This window comes from Pannonibacter sp. SL95 (genome assembly GCF_026672425.1).
Taxonomy (GTDB): Bacteria; Pseudomonadota; Alphaproteobacteria; order Rhizobiales; family Stappiaceae; genus Pannonibacter.
On sequence record NZ_JAPPRC010000006.1, the window covers coordinates 741045 to 758591 of the forward strand.

General features: G+C 63.4%; 18 protein-coding genes and 2 tRNA genes. 13 read left to right on the forward strand and 7 right to left on the reverse strand.

Annotated elements, in window-relative coordinates:
• Positions 1–75: 75 nt before the first annotated feature.
• On the reverse strand, positions 76–489 hold the full coding sequence (locus OVA12_RS20440) for a hypothetical protein (RefSeq protein ID WP_268140492.1): 414 nt from the start codon (positions 487–489) through the stop codon (positions 76–78).
• Between the two features lie 289 nt (positions 490–778).
• Positions 779–853: transfer RNA gene (locus tag OVA12_RS20445), tRNA-Thr, on the reverse strand.
• A 219-nt stretch (positions 854–1072) separates the two neighbouring features.
• Between OVA12_RS20445 and OVA12_RS20450 the strand changes: the two genes are divergently transcribed.
• The 13 genes from OVA12_RS20450 to OVA12_RS20510 all read left to right on the forward strand — a co-directional run bounded on the left by OVA12_RS20450 (position 1073) and on the right by OVA12_RS20510 (position 14140).
• Positions 1073–1324, forward strand: coding sequence for a hypothetical protein (locus OVA12_RS20450; RefSeq protein WP_268140493.1), 252 nt, complete (start codon positions 1073–1075; stop codon positions 1322–1324).
• 177 nt (positions 1325–1501) lie between these two features.
• Positions 1502–2791, forward strand: coding sequence for a UDP-N-acetylglucosamine 1-carboxyvinyltransferase (gene murA, locus OVA12_RS20455; protein ID WP_268140494.1), 1290 nt, complete (start codon positions 1502–1504; stop codon positions 2789–2791).
• Positions 2792–2969: 178 nt separating this feature from the next.
• Positions 2970–3410, forward strand: coding sequence for a DUF2948 family protein (locus OVA12_RS20460; RefSeq protein ID WP_106751817.1), 441 nt, complete (start codon positions 2970–2972; stop codon positions 3408–3410).
• A 77-nt stretch (positions 3411–3487) separates the two neighbouring features.
• A complete protein-coding gene (hisD, locus tag OVA12_RS20465) occupies positions 3488–4786 on the forward strand; it encodes a histidinol dehydrogenase (protein WP_268140496.1) in 1299 nt (432 codons plus the stop codon).
• A 61-nt stretch (positions 4787–4847) separates the two neighbouring features.
• On the forward strand, positions 4848–5369 hold the full coding sequence (locus OVA12_RS20470) for a UPF0262 family protein (protein ID WP_268140497.1): 522 nt from the start codon (positions 4848–4850) through the stop codon (positions 5367–5369).
• A gap of 5 nt (positions 5370–5374) precedes the next feature.
• Positions 5375–5827 carry an arsenate-mycothiol transferase ArsC gene (locus OVA12_RS20475; protein ID WP_268140498.1) on the forward strand — a complete coding sequence of 151 codons (453 nt, stop codon included), beginning with the start codon at positions 5375–5377 and terminating at the stop codon, positions 5825–5827.
• Between the two features lie 230 nt (positions 5828–6057).
• On the forward strand, positions 6058–6276 hold the full coding sequence (infA, locus tag OVA12_RS20480) for a translation initiation factor IF-1 (RefSeq protein WP_019962913.1): 219 nt from the start codon (positions 6058–6060) through the stop codon (positions 6274–6276).
• A gap of 34 nt (positions 6277–6310) precedes the next feature.
• Positions 6311–6952, forward strand: coding sequence for a Maf family nucleotide pyrophosphatase (locus OVA12_RS20485; protein ID WP_268141457.1), 642 nt, complete (start codon positions 6311–6313; stop codon positions 6950–6952).
• 7 nt (positions 6953–6959) lie between these two features.
• Complete coding sequence (gene yacG / locus OVA12_RS20490; protein WP_268140499.1) at positions 6960–7181, forward strand: DNA gyrase inhibitor YacG; 222 nt, start codon at positions 6960–6962, stop codon at positions 7179–7181.
• A gap of 235 nt (positions 7182–7416) precedes the next feature.
• On the forward strand, positions 7417–9030 hold the full coding sequence (locus OVA12_RS20495) for a bifunctional metallophosphatase/5'-nucleotidase (RefSeq protein ID WP_268140500.1): 1614 nt from the start codon (positions 7417–7419) through the stop codon (positions 9028–9030).
• Between the two features lie 353 nt (positions 9031–9383).
• Positions 9384–10697, forward strand: a complete 1314-nt coding sequence (locus OVA12_RS20500; RefSeq protein WP_268140501.1) for a tetratricopeptide repeat protein — start codon at positions 9384–9386, stop codon at positions 10695–10697.
• Positions 10698–10708: 11 nt separating this feature from the next.
• On the forward strand, positions 10709–13834 hold the full coding sequence (locus OVA12_RS20505; protein ID WP_268140502.1) for a FecR domain-containing protein: 3126 nt from the start codon (positions 10709–10711) through the stop codon (positions 13832–13834).
• A 230-nt stretch (positions 13835–14064) separates the two neighbouring features.
• Positions 14065–14140 (forward strand) — tRNA-Phe (locus OVA12_RS20510).
• Positions 14141–14207: 67 nt separating this feature from the next.
• On the opposite strand, the gene OVA12_RS20515 is transcribed toward OVA12_RS20510, so the two are convergent.
• The 5 genes from OVA12_RS20515 to OVA12_RS20535 form a co-directional block, all read right to left on the reverse strand.
• A complete protein-coding gene (locus OVA12_RS20515; RefSeq protein WP_268140503.1) occupies positions 14208–15194 on the reverse strand; it encodes a tyrosine-type recombinase/integrase in 987 nt (328 codons plus the stop codon).
• Between the two features lie 99 nt (positions 15195–15293).
• Positions 15294–15530: a hypothetical protein gene (locus tag OVA12_RS20520; RefSeq protein WP_268140504.1), complete on the reverse strand. Its 237-nt coding sequence runs from the start codon at positions 15528–15530 to the stop codon at positions 15294–15296.
• The gene (locus tag OVA12_RS20525) at positions 15527–16741 is read right to left on the reverse strand and encodes a phage portal protein (RefSeq protein WP_268140505.1); all 1215 of its coding nucleotides are present in this window, start codon (positions 16739–16741) and stop codon (positions 15527–15529) included. Before OVA12_RS20525 ends, OVA12_RS20520 begins: the two co-directional genes overlap by 4 nt.
• Entirely contained in the window at positions 16738–17277 is a 540-nt protein-coding gene (locus tag OVA12_RS20530; RefSeq protein ID WP_268140506.1) for an HK97 family phage prohead protease, read from the reverse strand. Before OVA12_RS20530 ends, OVA12_RS20525 begins: the two co-directional genes overlap by 4 nt.
• The gene (locus OVA12_RS20535) at positions 17274–17546 is read right to left on the reverse strand and encodes a head-tail connector protein (protein WP_268140507.1); all 273 of its coding nucleotides are present in this window, start codon (positions 17544–17546) and stop codon (positions 17274–17276) included. Before OVA12_RS20535 ends, OVA12_RS20530 begins: the two co-directional genes overlap by 4 nt.
• Position 17547: the final 1 nt, after the last annotated feature.

Here is a 17547-nt window from a genome sequence, read left to right on the forward strand (position 1 = left end):
TATGTCTCCAGACAAAAGAAAAGGGCGGCTCCGAAGAACCGCCCTGTTTGGCTGACTGTAGTATGTAGCTTGCGCTTATTTAGGACGCTTATCCGTACGCAGGATCAGCACTGCGACGACGCTTCCGTCTTTCTGCTCGGTGCGGGTCTCGTAGTAGTTCGGCTCATTGCGCTCCTTGGCGGCGCGGTTGCGGTTCGTCGTTGCGGACTGCACAGAACGACGCAGCCGTTCGGTATCTTCCTTGGAGGCACCTTCAGGTGCCTTCACACGAATGAAGCTGAAGCCCTTGTCGCTCGGTGCTGCGAGCTTGTCGAATGCGTACTTGCTCGTACCACCACCACCACCGGAACGGGCCGAGGGCGGAAGCTCTGCCATTACGCCGGTCTCGATCTCGCCGACCTCAACAGCCTGCGGGGTGGTGACTGCTCCGGTCTCCGTAGCTGCTTCGAGGTCAACGTCCAAGTCTGCGAGCGGATCTTTCTTTGCCATGTATGTAGTCTCTCTTTGTTTGTTGTCCGTGGTAGAGCACTGCGCTCTGTGCGGGCATCATAACTGATGCACAGGCACAGCGCAGCGCTTTTATCTCTAATAGGAGGGGTAATTGTGGCAGGGCTTGCCGCTCGCCTCTGTATGGGGAGCAGCAGGCCACCTCAGGTGCACGGAAAGTGCACGGATTACCATCGGTTTTGTGCCGTTTCCGCACGCGCACGGCGGCGGTTACGGCGGCGACGGCTCCGAGTGGGCTGCGGATAAGTCGTTGTTTTCGCTGGGATTTGAATGGTGCTGCAAGAGAGGATTGAACTCTCGACCTCTCCCTTACCAAGGGAGTGCTCTACCACTGAGCTACTGCAGCATCTTTGGCGTGTTGGCCGGGTGGCCTGCCGGTGAGAGGCGATGAGGTGCCGCTCGTGTCCGCCGCGTGTTTTCGCTGCGAACGAGCGGGCTTGTGCCACAGTTGTTCGGGGATGGCAAGCGCTTATGCGCGGGAAATTGTAAGCCGCCTGTGGACAGGTGACAGACCGGGCAGGACCGCACTTGGCGGGCAGGGCGCCGCTGGAGTAGGTCTTGAACCATGGACGAGACTGCAGAGCACAGCAAGAAACAGCAAGGAAATGCTGGCGCCGGCGCGGCAAAGGCTGCGGCTTCGCCGAAGCCGGGCAGCCGTGAGGCGCGCCTTGCCGAAGCGTTGCGCCAGAACCTGAAGCGGCGCAAGAGCGCGGCACGACATCGGGCCGGGCGGGAGGCGGCGGACGTAGCGGATTCTGCCGATAACGCCGTACCGGATGACGCACCGGACACGCAATCGGACGGCGGCGGCGGCTGAGCCCGCAGCAAGCTGTGGACAAAGGGGGGCGCCGGCGTGCATCGGTCGGGATCGCAGTCGTGGCAGGGGCGATGCTGGCGGTCTGCCTTGCGCGCGCCAAACTCCGGGTGTAGACGCGGCTCGCGCAAGGGAACAAATCAATTTCAGGGCCGTTTGCGGCCGCAGCCAGGTGGATCCATGGACAGCATCAAGATCGTCGGCGGTTCTCAGTTGAACGGCGTCATTCCGATTTCCGGCGCCAAGAACGCCACCCTGCCGCTGATGATCGCCTCGCTGCTCAGCGACGAAACCCTGACGCTCGGCAACGTGCCGCGCCTGCGCGACGTGGCCCAGCTGAACCACATCCTGTCGAACCACGGCGTTGACTATTCCGTCGACGGCAAGCGCGTCGGCCAGGATGACCTGAAGGGCCAGACGCTGCATCTGACCGCCCGCACCATCGTTGACACCACGGCGCCCTATGAACTCGTCTCGAAAATGCGGGCGAGCTTCTGGGTGATCGGCCCGCTGGTGGCGCGCGAACGCCGCGCCCGCGTGTCGCTGCCCGGCGGCTGCGCGATCGGCACGCGTCCGGTCGATTTCTTCATCGAGGGCCTGACCAAGCTCGGCGCATCCATCGACATCGAGGCCGGTTACGTGGTCGTCGATGCGCCGAAGGGCCTGGTCGGCGCGCGCATCGAGTTCCCGAAGGTCTCGGTCGGCGCGACGCACACGCTGATGATGGCCGCGACGCTGGCCAAGGGCGAAACCGAGCTCGTCAACGCAGCGCGTGAGCCGGAAGTGGTCGACCTTGCCAACTGCCTCATCGGCATGGGTGCAAAGATCGAGGGCGCGGGCACGTCGGTGATCCGCATCCAGGGCGTTGACCGCCTGCATGGCCATCGCCATGCGGTGATCCCGGACCGCATCGAGGCGGGCACCTATGCCATGGCGGTTGCCATGACCGGCGGCGACGTGGTGCTGGAAAACGCCCGCGCGGACCTGTTCGAGAGCGCCCTCGACGTGCTGCGCCAGACCGGCGCGGAGATCACCGAGGTCGACGGCGGCCTGCGCGTTTACCGCAATGGCAATGGCATTGCTCCGGTCGACATCACGACGGAACCGTTCCCCGGCTTCCCGACCGACCTGCAGGCCCAGTTCATGGCGCTGATGACGCGCGCGGGCGGCCAGAGCCGCATCACCGAGACGATCTTCGAGAACCGTTTCATGCATGTGCAGGAACTGGCCCGCCTCGGCGCCCGCATCCGCATCGACGGGCACACCGCGATTGTCGACGGTGTCAGCACGCTGCGCGGCGCTCCGGTCATGGCGACGGACCTGCGCGCCTCGGTGTCTCTGGTGATCGCCGGCCTTGCCGCCGAAGGCGAAACGAACGTTAGCCGCGTCTATCACCTTGACCGTGGTTTCGAGCGGCTGGAAGAAAAGCTCAGCCGCTGCGGCGCCGTGATCGAGCGCATCTCGCACTAACGCCCAAAACACCGGCTGTGCCGTCTGGCCAATTGTCAAATCGGGCAGGACCGGTTAGGCAATCGCGGGAACGGCGTGTTCTGCGGCGGGCGTGATCGCCTGCCGGTCAATACGCCGGGCTGGACAGGCAGCATGTGACAGGTCCGGGACCCGGGCCGCAGGGACCTTGCGACGACCGATGGATCTCGTGAAACTCGCCGCTCTCGATCAGGACGACCTTGCCATCGTGTCCGCCCATGTGCAGGACGCGGTGCTGCTTGTCGGCGACATCCGCTTCCTGCCCCAGGAGGGCAAGGCGGTGTTTGTGATGAACCGTTTTGTCTGGGACAGACCGGTTGATCCGCGCAGCGGGGCGCATGAGCGCCGGCGCGCAGCCCTTGCCTTTTCCCGCGTCAGCGCCATGAAAGCAGCCGGGATCCGTCAGACGGTGAAGGATGCGGTGCTGTCGCTGCTGGCCGTGCAGTTCCATCAGGCCGGCGAGGGGCCGGAAGGCGAGGTCATGCTGTCGTTTTCCGGTGGCGGAACGATTGCGCTGACGGTGGAGTGCATCGAGGCACAGCTGACCGATCTCGGGCCCGCCTGGGGCACCGCGCATCGGCCGCAGCATCCGCTCGACTGATCCAGTTACAAAACCGAAAAGGCCCAAGGGGGCCGCTGGCGAGGCTGCGTGATCGCCGGCGACAAGGGAGATGACCTGTGCCGATCCGTCTTTCCATCGAGGCTGATGATTTCGAAACCCGCTTCCGCGCGTTGCTCGCCGGCAAGCGTGAAGTCTCCGAGGACGTCGACCAGATCGTGCGCGACATCATCGAGGATGTGCGCCAGCGCGGCGATGCCGCAGTGATCGACTACACCAACCGCTTTGACCGCCTGCAGGCCGTCTCGATTGCGGAACTGACGGTGACCGAGGCCGAGATTGATGCCGCAATCGCCTCTGTCGACAGTGCAACGCTGGATGCGCTGAAGCTGGCCCGCGACCGGATCCATTCGCACCACGCCCGCCAGATGCCGAAGGATGACCGCTATACGGACGCGATCGGCGTCGAGCTGGGGTCGATCTGGACGGCGGTCGAGGCGGTTGGCATCTACGTGCCGGGCGGTCTTGCAAGCTATCCCAGCTCGGTGCTGATGAACGCTGTTCCGGCGAAGGTGGCAGGCGTCGAGCGCATTGCCATGGTGGTGCCGAGCCCGGACGGGATCCTCAATCCGCTGGTGCTGGCCGCAGCCCGGGTCGCCGGTGTCACCGAGATCTACCGCATCGGCGGGGCGCAGGCAGTGGCAGCTCTCGCCTATGGCACGGACAGCATCGCTCCGGTCGCCAAGATCGTAGGTCCGGGCAATGCCTTCGTGGCTGCAGCAAAGCGGCGTGTGTTCGGCACGGTCGGCATCGACATGATCGCCGGCCCGTCGGAAGTGCTGATCGTGGCTGACGGCGAGAACAATCCGGACTGGCTGGCAGCAGACCTGCTGGCCCAGGCCGAACATGATCCGGCAGCCCAGTCGATCCTCGTCACCACCGATGCAACGCTCGCCGATGCGGTGGAAGCAGCCGTGGAGCGGCAGCTGCGCACCTTGCCGCGCAGCGACGTGGCAGGGGCGAGCTGGCGTGACTATGGCGCGGTGATCACGGTGCGCACGCTTGAGGAGGCACTGCCTCTGGTCAACCGCATTGCGCCGGAGCATCTGGAACTGGCGGTGGCCGATCCGGAAGCGCTGCTGAAGGGCGTGCGCAACGCGGGGGCGATCTTCATGGGCCATCACACACCGGAAGCAATCGGTGATTATGTTGGCGGCTCAAACCATGTGTTGCCCACGGCGCGCTCCGCGCGGTTCTCGTCGGGCCTGTCCGTGCTTGACTTTGTCAAGCGGACGTCGATCCTTAGGTGCAACGCGCAAAACCTGAAGGCGCTCGGGCCTGCGGCGATTGCACTCGGTGAGGCGGAAGGACTTGGCGCGCATGCGCGGTCCGTCTCGATCAGACTGAACCTCGGCTGACCTAGGGCTCAGTCGACACAAGGAGCGAGCCGGGCGTATGGGGTCAGACGGAGAGGCAGTCATGGGCGGCCACGACAATGCGGCCGCTCCGGCGGAACCGGGGGCAGGCGAGGCGATCCGCAGCAGGCTGGTCGACGTGATCCTGGATGAAAGCTCCATCTCCCGCTCAACGCCGGACATCGAGCATGACCGGGCGGTGGCGATCTACGATCTGATCGAGGAGAACACGTTCCACCCTGTCGGCCAGGCTCCGGGGCGCTACATCCTGCGGCTGTCGGTCATCGAGAAGAAGCTGGTGTTCGAGATCAGTGCCGAAGCCGGCCCGGCGGTGGCAACGCATGTGCTGTCGCTGACCCCGCTGCGCAAGATCGTGCGCGACTACGACATGATCTGCGAGAGCTACTATCAGGCGATCCGGCATGCGACGCCAAGCCAGATCGAGGCCATCGACATGGGGCGCCGCGGCGTGCACAACGAGGGGTCCCAGATCCTGATGGAACGGCTGGAGGGGAAGATCGAGCTTGACCTTGTGACCGCGCGCCGATTGTTCACGCTGGTCTACGCCCTGCACTGGAAGGGCTAAGGGGCATGACCGAGCCGGGCAAACGTCCGACTGCGGTCCTGTTCGCCTGCGGGATGAACGCAGTCCGTTCGCCCATGGCAGCCGCGATCGCCAGCGCCCTGTTTCCGGGGCGGATCTACGTGAAGTCCGCCGGGGTGAAGCGCGGCGACCGCGACCCCTTTGTCGATCAGGTCATGGCCGAACTCGGCATGGACACCAGCAAGCATCAGCCGAAGACCTTTGAGGATCTCGACGAATCCGGGTTCGATCTGGTGGTGACCCTTGCTCCGCAGGCCCATCACAAGGCGCTGGAGCTGACGCGCACCGAGGCCGTCGACGTCGAATACTGGCCAACCATGGACCCGACGCTGGCAACAGGCAGCCGCGAACAGATCCTCGATGCCTATCGCGCGGTGCGTGATCAACTGTTGATGCGCATCAAGAAGCGCCTGGACTGGACGCCACCCCCCAGTGGGTGATATGTACCGGACCCTGTAACGGTTCATGCAGCTTGCCGATGCTGGCCGGCGCTCGCACTTCAGCCCCTCGCATTTCAGCCCTCTGTCTGCGGCTGGGCTCTTGCAAGACGAACCTCTGTTTCCGCTTAGAGTGAGAAAAGCGCTCCTGCGCGGAAATTGTATTGTTCACATTCGCGGCGCGATCCGTTAGGTTCCGCGCACTTTCACGAACGGTTTGACCGGGATACCATATGGCCAAGGAAGAAGTTCTGGAGTTTCCGGGCGTAGTCACGGAACTGCTGCCCAACGCGACCTTTCGCGTGAGACTCGAAAACGACCACGAAATCATTGCCCACACCGCGGGCCGCATGCGCAAGAACCGCATCCGTGTTCTGGCCGGTGACCGGGTTCTCGTCGAGATGACCCCGTACGACCTGACCAAGGGCCGCATCACCTACCGCTTCAAGTAAGCGCAGTTCATCAGCAGGGGCGATGACGACCATCATGAGCGATGCTGCACAAGTTCCGCTGATCCTGGCGTCCGCTTCGCCGCGCCGACTGGCGTTGTTGCAGCAGATCGGCATCGACCCGCGTCATCTGATCCCGGCTGATCTGGATGAGACCCCGCAGCGCGGCGAAACTCCGCGCGCTCTTGCCATCCGGCTGGCCCGGTCCAAGGCCAAGGCCGTTCGGGACCAGGCGGACGGGCAGCCGGAGCTTGCGCCTTGCGTCGTGCTGGCTGCAGACACCGTGGTGGCTGTCGGGCGCCGTATCCTGCCCAAGGCGGAAACGATCGACCAGGCCGAGGCTTGCCTTGGCTTGCTGTCCGGCCGTGGCCATCGGGTTTATACCGGTTTGGCCGTGGCGTTGCCGGGCGGCGGTGTGCGGCACAAGATCGTCGAGACCCGCGTCCGCTTCAAGAAGCTGTCACGCCAGGAAGGCGATGACTATCTGGCTTCCGGCGAATGGCGCGGAAAAGCCGGCGGCTATGCGATCCAGGGCCTCGCCGGTTCCTTTGTCGTCAAGCTGGTCGGCTCCTATCCCAATGTTGTCGGCCTGCCGCTTTACGAGACGATGAGCCTGTTGTCGGCCGCCGGGATCGACGGACGGGCCCTGTGGCGCGATCCCTTGCGCCTGCCGGCATGAGGGCACAATGACCGACGCGGGCAACACCAATGGCGAAGGCAGCAACCGGACGGGCGGCGACAAACGCCTGAGGCCCTGTCCGGTGTGTTCCAAGATGTCGACCCCGACGGATCACCCGTTTTGCAGCGACCGCTGTGCCAAGGTCGATCTCAACCGCTGGCTTTCCGGCGGCTATGGCATCCCGGTGGTGGAGTTCGACGACCTGTCGGAAGGCGACGACCGGACCTGATCTGGCAGCATGTTTTTTAGCCGGCTTGCAAATAATCACTTGTTCTGAAAATTTTTTCGCACTTGAATGCATTGACCCGCACTTGACCCAGCGTCGAGCGGCCGCGTGCGACCACGACCTGCCACGTGCCTTGCGGCAATGATGAAGACGACGCGGCAACAAAAGCGTCGCAGTGCTGTGTTACGTCCCCATGATTGTAACAGGACCGACGAGTCCGTCTTTTGGCGAGGCGATCATGAAGAACATGCTTCTTGGCGCAACTGCCCTGTTTGCCAGTCTGGCGATGGGCGGTGCTGCGCTTGCCGATTATTCCGTCACCGTTTTGCATACGAATGACCTGCACAGCCGCATCGAACAGATCAACAAGTTCGACACCGGCTGCAGCGCGGATGAGAGCCAGAAGGGCGAGTGCTTTGGCGGCGTCGCCCGCGTGAAGGCCAAGATCGACGAGCGCCGCAAGGCTCTGGCCGCCGAGGGCAAGAACGTGATCGTGCTGGATGCCGGTGACCAGTTCCAGGGCTCGCTGTTCTACACGACCTACAAGGGCAAGGACTCGGCCGAGTTCATGAACATGATCGGCTATGACGCCATGGCCGTTGGCAACCACGAGTTCGACGATGGCCCGCAGGGCCTCGCCGACTTCATTGGCATGGTCAAGTTCCCGGTCATCTCGGGCAACACCGACGTCATCAATGAGCCGCTGCTGAAGGGCAAGCTGCCGGGCGCTGTCATCCTGGACGTCGGCGGCCAGAAGCTGGCAATCGTCGCCACGCTGGCTGAAGACACCAACGAGACCTCCTCGCCGGGCAAGGGTGTGCGCTTCATCAAGTCGGAAGACTATCTCAAGGGTGCAGTGGACGCCCTGGAGCTGGCCGGCATCAACAAGATCATCGCCCTGACCCACGTCGGCCTGCCGCGTGACAAGGAAATCGCCGCCAGCGTTGCCGGCATCGACGCCATCGTCGGGGGCCACTCGCACACGCTGCTGTCGAACACGAACGACAAGGCCGCCGGACCCTATCCGACCCTCGTCGCCAATCCGGCCGGCAAGGACGTCCCGATCGTCCAGGCCTATGCCTACAGCAAGTATGTCGGCGAAGTTGAACTGACCTTCGACGACAACGGCAACCTGATCTCCGCCAAGGGCGAGCCAATCCTGCTCGACAAGTCGGTTGAGCCGGACCCGGCCGTGGTGGCTCGCGTCGCCGAGCTGGCCAAGCCGCTTGAAGAAGTGCGTGCCAAGGTGATTGGTGCCTCGGCTGCAGCCATCGACGGTTCGCGCGATACCTGCCGCGCCGGCGAATGCCAGATGGGCAACCTGGTTGCCGATGCGATGCTGGCCCGCGTCAAGGATCAGGGCATCCAGGTCGCTATCCAGAACGGTGGCGGCCTGCGCGCTTCCATCGATGCTGGCGAAGTCACGATGGGCGAAGTCCTGACCGTCCTGCCGTTCCAGAACAGCCTCGCAACCTTCCAGCTCAAGGGCTCGGATGTGATCGCGGCGCTGGAAAACGGCGTGTCGAAGGTCGAGGAAGGCGCTGGCCGATTCCCGCAGGTTTCCGGTCTTCGCTACAAGTGGACCCGCGCAAAGCCGGCTGGTGACGGTCGCATCATCACCGTTGAGGTGATGGAAGACGGCGGTTGGAAGCCGATTGATCCGGACAAGATCTACGGTGTTGCAACCAACAACTACATGCGCTCGGGCGGCGACGGCTACGGCGTCTTCGCCAAGGCGGGAATCAACGCCTATGACTACGGCCCGGGCCTTGAGGAAGTGGTTGCTGACTTCATCGCCGGTGCCAAGGACTACACGCCTTACACCGACAGCCGCGTGACGGAAGTCAAGTAACGGCAATCGACCCTGAATTCGCCAGACAGGGTGAACGGGCGCGTCGGGAGACCGGCGCGCCTATTTTTATTAAAATTCAGGGGCTTGTGAAAAACGACGGTACGGCCGTGGCGATTCGTCCCTTGCTTGCAGGCAATTGCAATGCACAACGGCCTTTGCCAGCGCGGGCAAGCTCCTGTATTTGTGAACCATTCGGCAGGATTTACACTCGGTTAAGCAATTCCGTGCGTTGGAGTTTCGTTTTGGCATTCGTCAGTTCTAGGGCCAGCGACGCGCGCCGGATGGGCAGGCGCAATCGCGGTTCGGCAGTCTTTACCGGTCTGAGGCGTCTGGCATCCGTTGCGGGGCTCGCGATGCTGTTCGCTGCGCCGGTTGCGGCGCCGGCGTTTGCCCAAGGGGCTGTGTTCGGCACGACCGAGCTGAAAGCGCGACAGGCCGCGCTGCTCAAGGCCTCGCTGGCTGATCCGGCCAATCTCGACGCCGCATTTGAATATGCGATGGTTTCTGCGCAGGTCGGAGACCACGAGGCGGCGATCAGCACGCTGGAGCGGATGCTGGTGTTTGCGCCGGGCTTGCCGCGCGTGCAGCTGGAGCTGGGTGTCCTGTATCTCCGGTTGGGGGCGGAGGACGTCGCGGCGACCTATTTCGAGAGCGCGCTGGCAGCGCCCAACGTTCCGCCACAGGTGGCTGAGCGGGTCAATCTGTACCTTGCCGCCATCGCCAAGAAGGAAGCGCCGGCCAAGGTCAGCGGCATGCTGACAACGGGCGTGCGTGTGCAGTCGAATGCCAATGCCTCACCGGAAGGCCGGCGGATCCAGCTGAATGGCAACACCTTCCTGCTCGACGACACTTCGACCGGCAAGGCGGACGTCAATGGCTTCCTCTCCGGCAACGTGCACTTTTCCTACGATCTGGGCCTGCAGGGGGACACGCTGGAGGCCGATCTGGTCTTCTATGGCGCGCGGTACGGCAAGCTGGACCGGCTCAACACGGAAATGGCCGAACTGACCTTCGGCCCGACGCTGAACCTTGCCCGGATCGGCATCGACGATGCAAGGCTCGGCCTCTATGGCATCGCGAATGGCATCCGCCTTGATGGCGCCAACTACAGCGGCGCGATTGGCGCAGGCGTTCGTCTCGGCATGAAGGTCATGGAGCGCGACGAAATCAACGCGCGGCTCGAAGTCCGCCGGCGCTGGTTCAACGATACGGTCCGCTATCCCACGGCATCCGACCGGGCGGGTTACGCACTGCGCGCCGTCTCGACCTATCATCACCGGTTTACAGCCGCGTTTTCCGGACGGCTTTCCCTTATGCTCGACTATGAGGATGCACAGGTGGCCTGGAAGCGCAGCCTTGAGGCTGGCGTCTCGGCGGGTCTGACCTACCGGTTCAGCTCGCCGTTCGGGCCCGACGCCGGTCCGTGGTCCATCGATCTTGAGGCAGGCTACAGCCGCCGTGGCTTTTCCCGGCCTGATCCGCTTGTGAACCGCAGCCGCAGCCAGCGAGACAATGAAGCCTGGGCGCGCACGGTGCTGACCATGCCGGTCGGCAGCAAGGGAACAGCCGTTGCGCTGACCGGCGAACTGCGCCGCCAGCAGTCCAATTACGATCTGAACGATTACACCAATGCCCTTGGCATGGTGACGCTGATGCAGCGGTTCTAGGAGTATTGCCGGTGAACACGCGCCTTGTTGCTACTCTTCTTGCCCTGACGTCGCTGGGCGGCTTTGCCAGCCCGGCCATGGCCAATCAGGACGTCGGTGTTGCCGCCGCCGTCAACAAGCAGGCGCTGGGCACACCGCCCGGTCTGCCAACCCGCACGATCATTCTCGGCAATAACATCATCTACAAGGAACGCATCGAGACGGGAGGCTCCGGTCTCGTTCAGGTGCTGCTTGTCGATGGTTCGACCTTCACGGTTGGGGCTAACTCCAATCTGGTGATCGACGAATTCGTCTATGATCCGGCTGCAGGCACCGGCAAGCTGGTGGCGTCCTTCGGCAAGGGCGTTGCGCGCTTTGTCGGCGGCAAGCTGTCGAAGAACCAGGATGGCGTCAACGTGAAGACGCCCGTCGGCACCATCGGCATTCGCGGTGGCATTGCGAACATTGATGTGAAGGGCAACTCGGCAGCGTTTTCTCTGATCTATGGCAAGGAGTTGACCTTCACCGGGCGCGGCGGCGCGCGTCAGCGCGTCTATGAGGCCGGCTACACGATTGCTGTTGGCGAAGGCGGATCGGGCAGCGAGGTGCGCCGCACGACGCGCAACGATCTCGGCGGGATCCAGAACGCTCTCGGCGGTCGCCCTGGACAAAACGGTGGCATTCCGAAGCCACCGACCGATGAGCAGGTCGCAAGTTCCGGCATTCAGGGCGTGAATTCGGGGCTGGGCATCATCCGCGCGGTTCCCGTTCCCAAGCCGCAGGTCGTGCGCGCAACTGAGCTGGAACAGGTGGACAGCACCCTGATCCAGGTGGCGCAGCTGGACAAGGTTCCCGACGTCAAGAAGCCCGATCCCAAGCCGGAGCCGACCCCGGACCCGACGCCGTCTCCTGATCCGACGCCATCGCCGAACCCCACGCCGTCGCCAGATCCGACACCGGATCCGACTCCGGATCCCAACGAACCGACGAAGCCTGAGCCGACGCCAACTCCGACGCCGTCTCCTGATCCGACGCCCAACCCGAACCCGAACCCTAATCCCAATCCGACGCCAACTCCGACAACGGAGGAGGTGCAGGCTCGGGCGTTGTTCGGCAGTCCCGGGTTCTATGAAGTTCCGGGCGGATCGGCGATCGTCTCCAATCCGGGCGCGCAAGGCATCATTGGCAACAACGGCAGCACCACAGCTGACGTGACGCTGACGCTTCAATCGAACGCCAACGCCGCCATGTCCAGCGCGGCGACGACGGCGGGTGCCATCCTGCGCGGAACGGCAAATGGGGGGCAGGTGTCCGTTCCGGTGCCGACGTCCAGCGGGATGCATTATTTCCTGTCGGCCATCACCAGCACCGGCAAGCACTTCGGCGCGCTGGCAATCGACAGCGTTCCCGTGTTGCCGACAATCAACGCCTCGACGCAAGGCACGATCACCCATATCGGGCGCGGTGCCTATTACCGCGGCGCGCATAATTTCTTCGCGCTTGCCTATCAGGCGGCTTCTGCACCCGATTCAGAGCCGACGTTCGATGGCGATCTCGATGACATCATGTATCTGTTTGGTGGAACCCCCACGAGCTTCTCGTCGATGGTCGTGACCAGCGGGACGCCCAAGCTGCGCACCTACACGCTGGAAGGCGACATGCAGCAGGCGATCCGTTTTGGTGAGGACGAAAGTGGCGGCACGCTGCGGATCCTGAGTTCCAAAGCCCTGTTCATGAACCCGGTTGCAACCGAAGCACTTGGAATGGACTTCATGGCTGACGTGCAGAGTTCAGGCCTGTCGGTGCTGGAGGGGACCGGGTCAGCGGTCTCGACCAAGCCGCTTGCGCTGGCCTCATCGTTCCTCATTGAAGGCAAGGGCAGCCAGCAGAAGTCGCTTGTCAGCCTGTTTGCCGGCGAGGTGTTTGACGACACCGTGTCACTGAAGATGCAAGGAAACCGCCGCGGTGGCTACCGGTCGAGCAGCGTCGAGTCCTCTGCCAATTTCACGGGCCGGATCAAGTCTGTGGCCGGAACCGACGGCGCCCATGCGTTTGGAAACAACGCACAGAACTTCATCCTGAGCGCAGACCTCGGCAACCAGCCCTACCACGACAGCTTTGCCGTCGTGCCCTCCGGTATGCCGCTGTCAAAGCAGTTTGCAAGCTCGATGCATATCGCCAATCTGCTGAGCTATACCGACAGCACGACGCTGACCCGCTCGGATCGTGGCATTGCCGGCTATGGCGCGGGTGTGCTGCAACAGCCAGATGGCTCCGGCGGACTGAGCAAAACCGTTCTGACAACGGTACATCCGCTCGACATGTCGCTGGATTTCGATGCGACGCGCAAGTCGGTCAGCGCCAGCATGCGGCTGACCGAAACCGGCTATCAGGACGATCCGGTCAGCAGCACCGACCAAGGCAAGACGCTGGACATCAGTTTTGGCGATGAGTCGACGGCAATCGAAGATCCGCGCCGGTCGGTGTTCATCGATGACGACCGTTATGCAGCCCTGGAAAGCAACTCTAGCTCCAGCTCTCCGACACTGACCGACAATGCCGGAAATTCTTCGCTGGATGCCAAGGCAACCAGCTACTTCCTGCCCTCGACAATGGTGGCGAATGGCGATGCGGGTCTGTTCGCGCCGGGCCAGAAATGCACCTGCTCCTTCCTGGAGTGGGGCTACTGGGGCACAAGCATTGCCACGGACAATCCCGCACCATCGGCGCCAGACACGCTGAACCAGGTGCATCTGGGGACCTGGGCGGCCGGGCGGATTCTGGGGCCGGGCGACATGCCGACAACCGGCACGGCCACCTACACCGGCCATGCGGTCGGATCGGTGGTCAATGGCGGGGCGCAGTATCTGGCGGCCGGTGATTTCTCGATGTCGGTCGACTTTGCCGCCCGCAATGGAACCGCCGCCATTTCCGACTTCGACGGCCGGAACTTCACCTCGGCCCTTACGGCCGGAAGTCTGCTCGATGACAAGAACCGGCTCAGCGGCTCGATTACAGACGGCGCCACCATGACCGGCAGCTTCAATGCCTCGCTGGTGGAGGGGCCGAACAGCCCGATCGATGGTGTTGTCGGTGGCTTCTCGGCCTTTGATGGGGCCTGGTCGGCAACGGGTATCGTGGTTGGCGAGAAGCCCTGACCCTCGCCATCGCATGCAGCGAGAAGCCTTGAAAGACAGCGGCGGAGCGGGTCACCGGTCCGCCGCTAAGCTTTTGAGGACACGGAATAAACCGCGGCTCCGGACCCTTCGGGAAAAGAGTTTTCCCCAGGCCGAAAAGTTTTGCCGGGGTGCTGGACAAGGCCGGATTTGTCTCCTATAAGACCCGGGCTTCCGGCGGTTGCGGCCTCCGGACAGCGCCTTGAAGAAGTGCCCAGATAGCTCAGTTGGTAGAGCAGCGGATTGAAAATCCGCGTGTCGCTGGTTCGATTCCGGCTCTGGGCACCATTCTTCCTATTGATTTTCCCGACATTTTCCAAGCTAGTCACGGCGTCACCTTCTGGGTTTGACGTTTTCAGGCTGTCGGTTTGACACTTCCTGTTCGCCGGTTGTTCACTTCAGTCTCGAAAGCGGCTGCTACGCCGCCCATTTTCTTGCGAAGGCTCGCGCCCTTCGAGTAGTGGCGCGCCATGGCTTCCGTCTTCTGCCCGAGCGCATCCGCGATGGCGCGTTCATCCAGCCCGGCTTCCCGAAGGATCGTCGCCACGGTGTGCCGCAGGCCGTACAAGGTCAGGTTAGGTTGCACGCGCCCGGCCGCTTCCAGATCGCTGCGCAGCGTGCGCCAGCTCGCCCGGAAGCCGTCGATAGTCCAAGGACGCCCACGAGAGCTGGCACACAGCGTCACCGCGTCATGGGCCGGAGCGTCATCAAGGATCGCCTTCAGCGGCGCGATGACAGGCCAGGACACAGCAACGCCGGTCTTGTTGCGCCGGACTTCGATTGATCCGCCCTGCCAGCAGCCGCGCGGCAGGCTCAAGGCATCGCCAGGCGCAAGGCCGGTGAACATCATGACGGCCAGCGCCGGGCGCATGTGCGGCGGGGCAGCGGCAAGAACGGCATCCCGCTCGCCGTCGCTCCAGGGCCGGTTTGCGTCCGGGCGATCCTTGCGCCGCTTGACGCCCTTAACGCCCTTGGCGGGATTGTCCGCCACGAAACCACGTTCCCGCGCCCATCCGAACACGACAGACAGCACCGCCTTCACATACGTCCCGAACCGTTCGCCCTTTTGGTCATGTGCGCGATCACGCAGCTTGACGATGAAGGGCGTCGTGAAACGGGTCAGTTCCGTGTCGCGGATCGGGTGGAGGTAGTCGAAGATTTTCTGGTAATCCGCACGCGTGCGCGGCGCGAGGTCGAGGAAAGCGCGGCTGCCGCGATAGCCTTCAACGATCGCGGCCAGCGTGCCGGGCTTTACCGTGTCCGGCGCGTGCGCCGCGTCCAGTCGGGCGCATTCGGCATAGAATGCTGCTGTTGCGTGCGGGAACTTCACCAGGTCGACCATGACCCCGCTTTTGCGGTGCTGGCACCGTGTGCGGAAAGGTGGCTTATTGTCCACCCAGACGCGGAAGCCTTTGGGCCACCATTTCCCCGCCTTCATCGCTCACCCCAATCTGTCCAGAATGTCCGCGTCCGTATCCGCGGCATTGGCTTTGAGGCCGTCAATCCAGCGGTCCAGATCATGGACATCAAACACCCTCTTGCCGGTCGCATGCAGGATCGCCGCGACAGGGCATAGCGCCTCGAAACGCTTCGGCGGCAGGCCGCAATAGGCTGCTGCATCGTCGCGAGACAGAAGGCGAAACGGCTTCGCTTTCACTTCGATGACCGCGCGATTCATTCGCCCCGCTCCCCCTGTTCGGCCCCTGCCGCCGTCATGTTGAGAGGCGACAGGTAGTCGTCGCCGCCGTCGATCTTCGGCAGGTTTTCCCATGCCCGAACTTCGTTCACAGACAGCCAGCCGCCGTTCCGGCCCACGGCATAGGCCGCGTATCTGGCCGCCATATCGCCCCGCAGAAGCCCGGCAAGATCGTGTTCTATAAACAGGCTCTTGCGCGCGTCCGCCGTCAGCAACGCGGCGTTCATCGCCTGTTCGATCCGCTTGGCCATAGGCGCCAGGCAGCGCACGACGAGCGCCCGGCTTTCCTGATCGGTGTTGGAATAGGTCGCGTGGTCGGTAATGCCGACCACGGTTGGCGGCACGCCCCAGACCCGGCAAATGTCGAGGTTGGTCAGCTTGCGGCTCTCCAGAAACTCGGCATCCCGCGCGGAAAAGCTGAAGGACTTCCAGTCCATACCGTTATCGAGAACAAAAACGCCGCGCGTGCCATCGTTTGAATTTACCTTGGCCTCAAGCGTACGGATTAATTGTTCCCGCTGCTCGTGTTTAAGGAGCGAGGGAAACACCAGCGCGCCTTCCGGCTTGAACGAATTCGCCGCCTGTTTCGCGGCGGTTTCCTGCTGCGTCAGCGCCAGCGCGAAGGTTTCGCGGGCAATGGCAATGGGCGACAAGCCCATGACGCCGCTTCGGTCGAGGCGATAGCGCAAGTGAAGCATTTCATCCTGAAGCAGCACGTCGCTTGATGCAGCGCCGGTGCTGACGCGGTAACGCAGCCGCCCGGACGAGAGCCGCTCGACCGCGACCGAGCCCGGATCAATCGGCCACAGCGCCGCCACTTGGCCGCGCCCGTTCCATTCGATCCGGGCAAAAGCGTTGCCAGTGATCAGGAACGACGCCGTCATCAGCTCGCGCGCCTCGAAGGCCGTCATCTGCGGATTCGCCATGTCATGCAGCACGCCATAAAGCGGATGATCCGAAGCCCGCTCGCGTCCGCCATCGGCAGCGCGCCGGTACAGGTTCAACGGAACCCCCGCCAGGTTCTGGCTAATGCTGTTGATACAGGCATTGGAAACAGAAAGCCCACTGGCCCGCGCCGGATCGACAGCCGCGCCAAGGCCCGCGCGCTGGCCGAAAAATCCGGCCAGATAGGCGTCATCCGAACGGACGGCGGCGCGCTTTTCGCGATTAAACAGGCGGTCGAGGAAGCTCATTTTGTCAGCTCCAGAATGCGCAGCGTCCGGGCAATGCGGGCGCGCAAGGCGTCTTCCCGCTCCCGCGCGCGGGCTTGAATGACGGTGCCGTCATAGGCCGGCCACCCGAGAACCACGGAAACTTCATGCAATTCGACGGCCCGAAGTTCACGCCGGTCGCCGTCGCGCTGTTCGTCCAGTGCGGTGAAGCCGAAGGACATGCCGCCAATGTCGCCACGCTCAGCCAGTGCCAGCACGTCGCGGCCAGCCGCAGTGTCCGGAACGTCCAGATCAAACGCGAGGCCGCGGCTATCCTCGGCAAGCCGCAGCGTGCCGGAGCGTGTGCGCGCCAGGACGCGGCCCGGATCGTGATCGACAAGGGCGAGGATATCGCGCCCGGCGCGCAGGGAGCCCGCAAAGGCCCCCGGCGCGATGGTCTCAATGAAACGTCCGGCGATGACCGCCGGTTGCCGGAAGGTGGCGGCATAGCCCTCCAGCTTGCGCCCCTTGGCGCGCAACTCCAGCGCCGCGCCGCGCTTTTCAAGCGTGCTGGTCATATCCCGAGCCTCCGATATGGCGCGATCAGGCGATCAACGCCAAAGGCAATCGGGAAGGAGTCCTTGCCGGTCGCCTCTCTGTTTTCATAGAAATGGCCGAACAGCAGCAGCCACGCCTGTTTGACGGCTGGCGGCAGGGGATTGGCGTCGATATCGACGCCAACGGACTTCAGATGATCGCCCGCCGCCGCGACGGCCTGCGCAACGACAGCGTCTTCATCGTCGAAATCAATGCGGCTATGCGCCTTCGCCTCTGCGAGCGTCACCATG

Coding starts and splice junctions, on each gene's coding strand:
- OVA12_RS20440 (WP_268140492.1), bottom strand. CDS start 489: ATGGCAAAGAAAGATCCGCTCGCAGACTTGGACGTTGACCTCGAAGCA.
- OVA12_RS20450 (WP_268140493.1), top strand. CDS start 1,073: ATGGACGAGACTGCAGAGCACAGCAAGAAACAGCAAGGAAATGCTGGC.
- murA (WP_268140494.1), top strand. CDS start 1,502: ATGGACAGCATCAAGATCGTCGGCGGTTCTCAGTTGAACGGCGTCATT.
- OVA12_RS20460 (WP_106751817.1), top strand. CDS start 2,970: ATGGATCTCGTGAAACTCGCCGCTCTCGATCAGGACGACCTTGCCATC.
- OVA12_RS20470 (WP_268140497.1), top strand. CDS start 4,848: ATGGGCGGCCACGACAATGCGGCCGCTCCGGCGGAACCGGGGGCAGGC.
- OVA12_RS20475 (WP_268140498.1), top strand. CDS start 5,375: ATGACCGAGCCGGGCAAACGTCCGACTGCGGTCCTGTTCGCCTGCGGG.
- infA (WP_019962913.1), top strand. CDS start 6,058: ATGGCCAAGGAAGAAGTTCTGGAGTTTCCGGGCGTAGTCACGGAACTG.
- OVA12_RS20485 (WP_268141457.1), top strand. CDS start 6,311: ATGAGCGATGCTGCACAAGTTCCGCTGATCCTGGCGTCCGCTTCGCCG.
- yacG (WP_268140499.1), top strand. CDS start 6,960: ATGACCGACGCGGGCAACACCAATGGCGAAGGCAGCAACCGGACGGGC.
- OVA12_RS20495 (WP_268140500.1), top strand. CDS start 7,417: ATGAAGAACATGCTTCTTGGCGCAACTGCCCTGTTTGCCAGTCTGGCG.
- OVA12_RS20500 (WP_268140501.1), top strand. CDS start 9,384: ATGCTGTTCGCTGCGCCGGTTGCGGCGCCGGCGTTTGCCCAAGGGGCT.
- OVA12_RS20515 (WP_268140503.1), bottom strand. CDS start 15,194: ATGGTCGACCTGGTGAAGTTCCCGCACGCAACAGCAGCATTCTATGCC.
- OVA12_RS20520 (WP_268140504.1), bottom strand. CDS start 15,530: ATGAATCGCGCGGTCATCGAAGTGAAAGCGAAGCCGTTTCGCCTTCTG.
- OVA12_RS20525 (WP_268140505.1), bottom strand. CDS start 16,741: ATGAGCTTCCTCGACCGCCTGTTTAATCGCGAAAAGCGCGCCGCCGTC.
- OVA12_RS20530 (WP_268140506.1), bottom strand. CDS start 17,277: ATGACCAGCACGCTTGAAAAGCGCGGCGCGGCGCTGGAGTTGCGCGCC.
- OVA12_RS20535 (WP_268140507.1), bottom strand. CDS start 17,546: ATGGTGACGCTCGCAGAGGCGAAGGCGCATAGCCGCATTGATTTCGAC.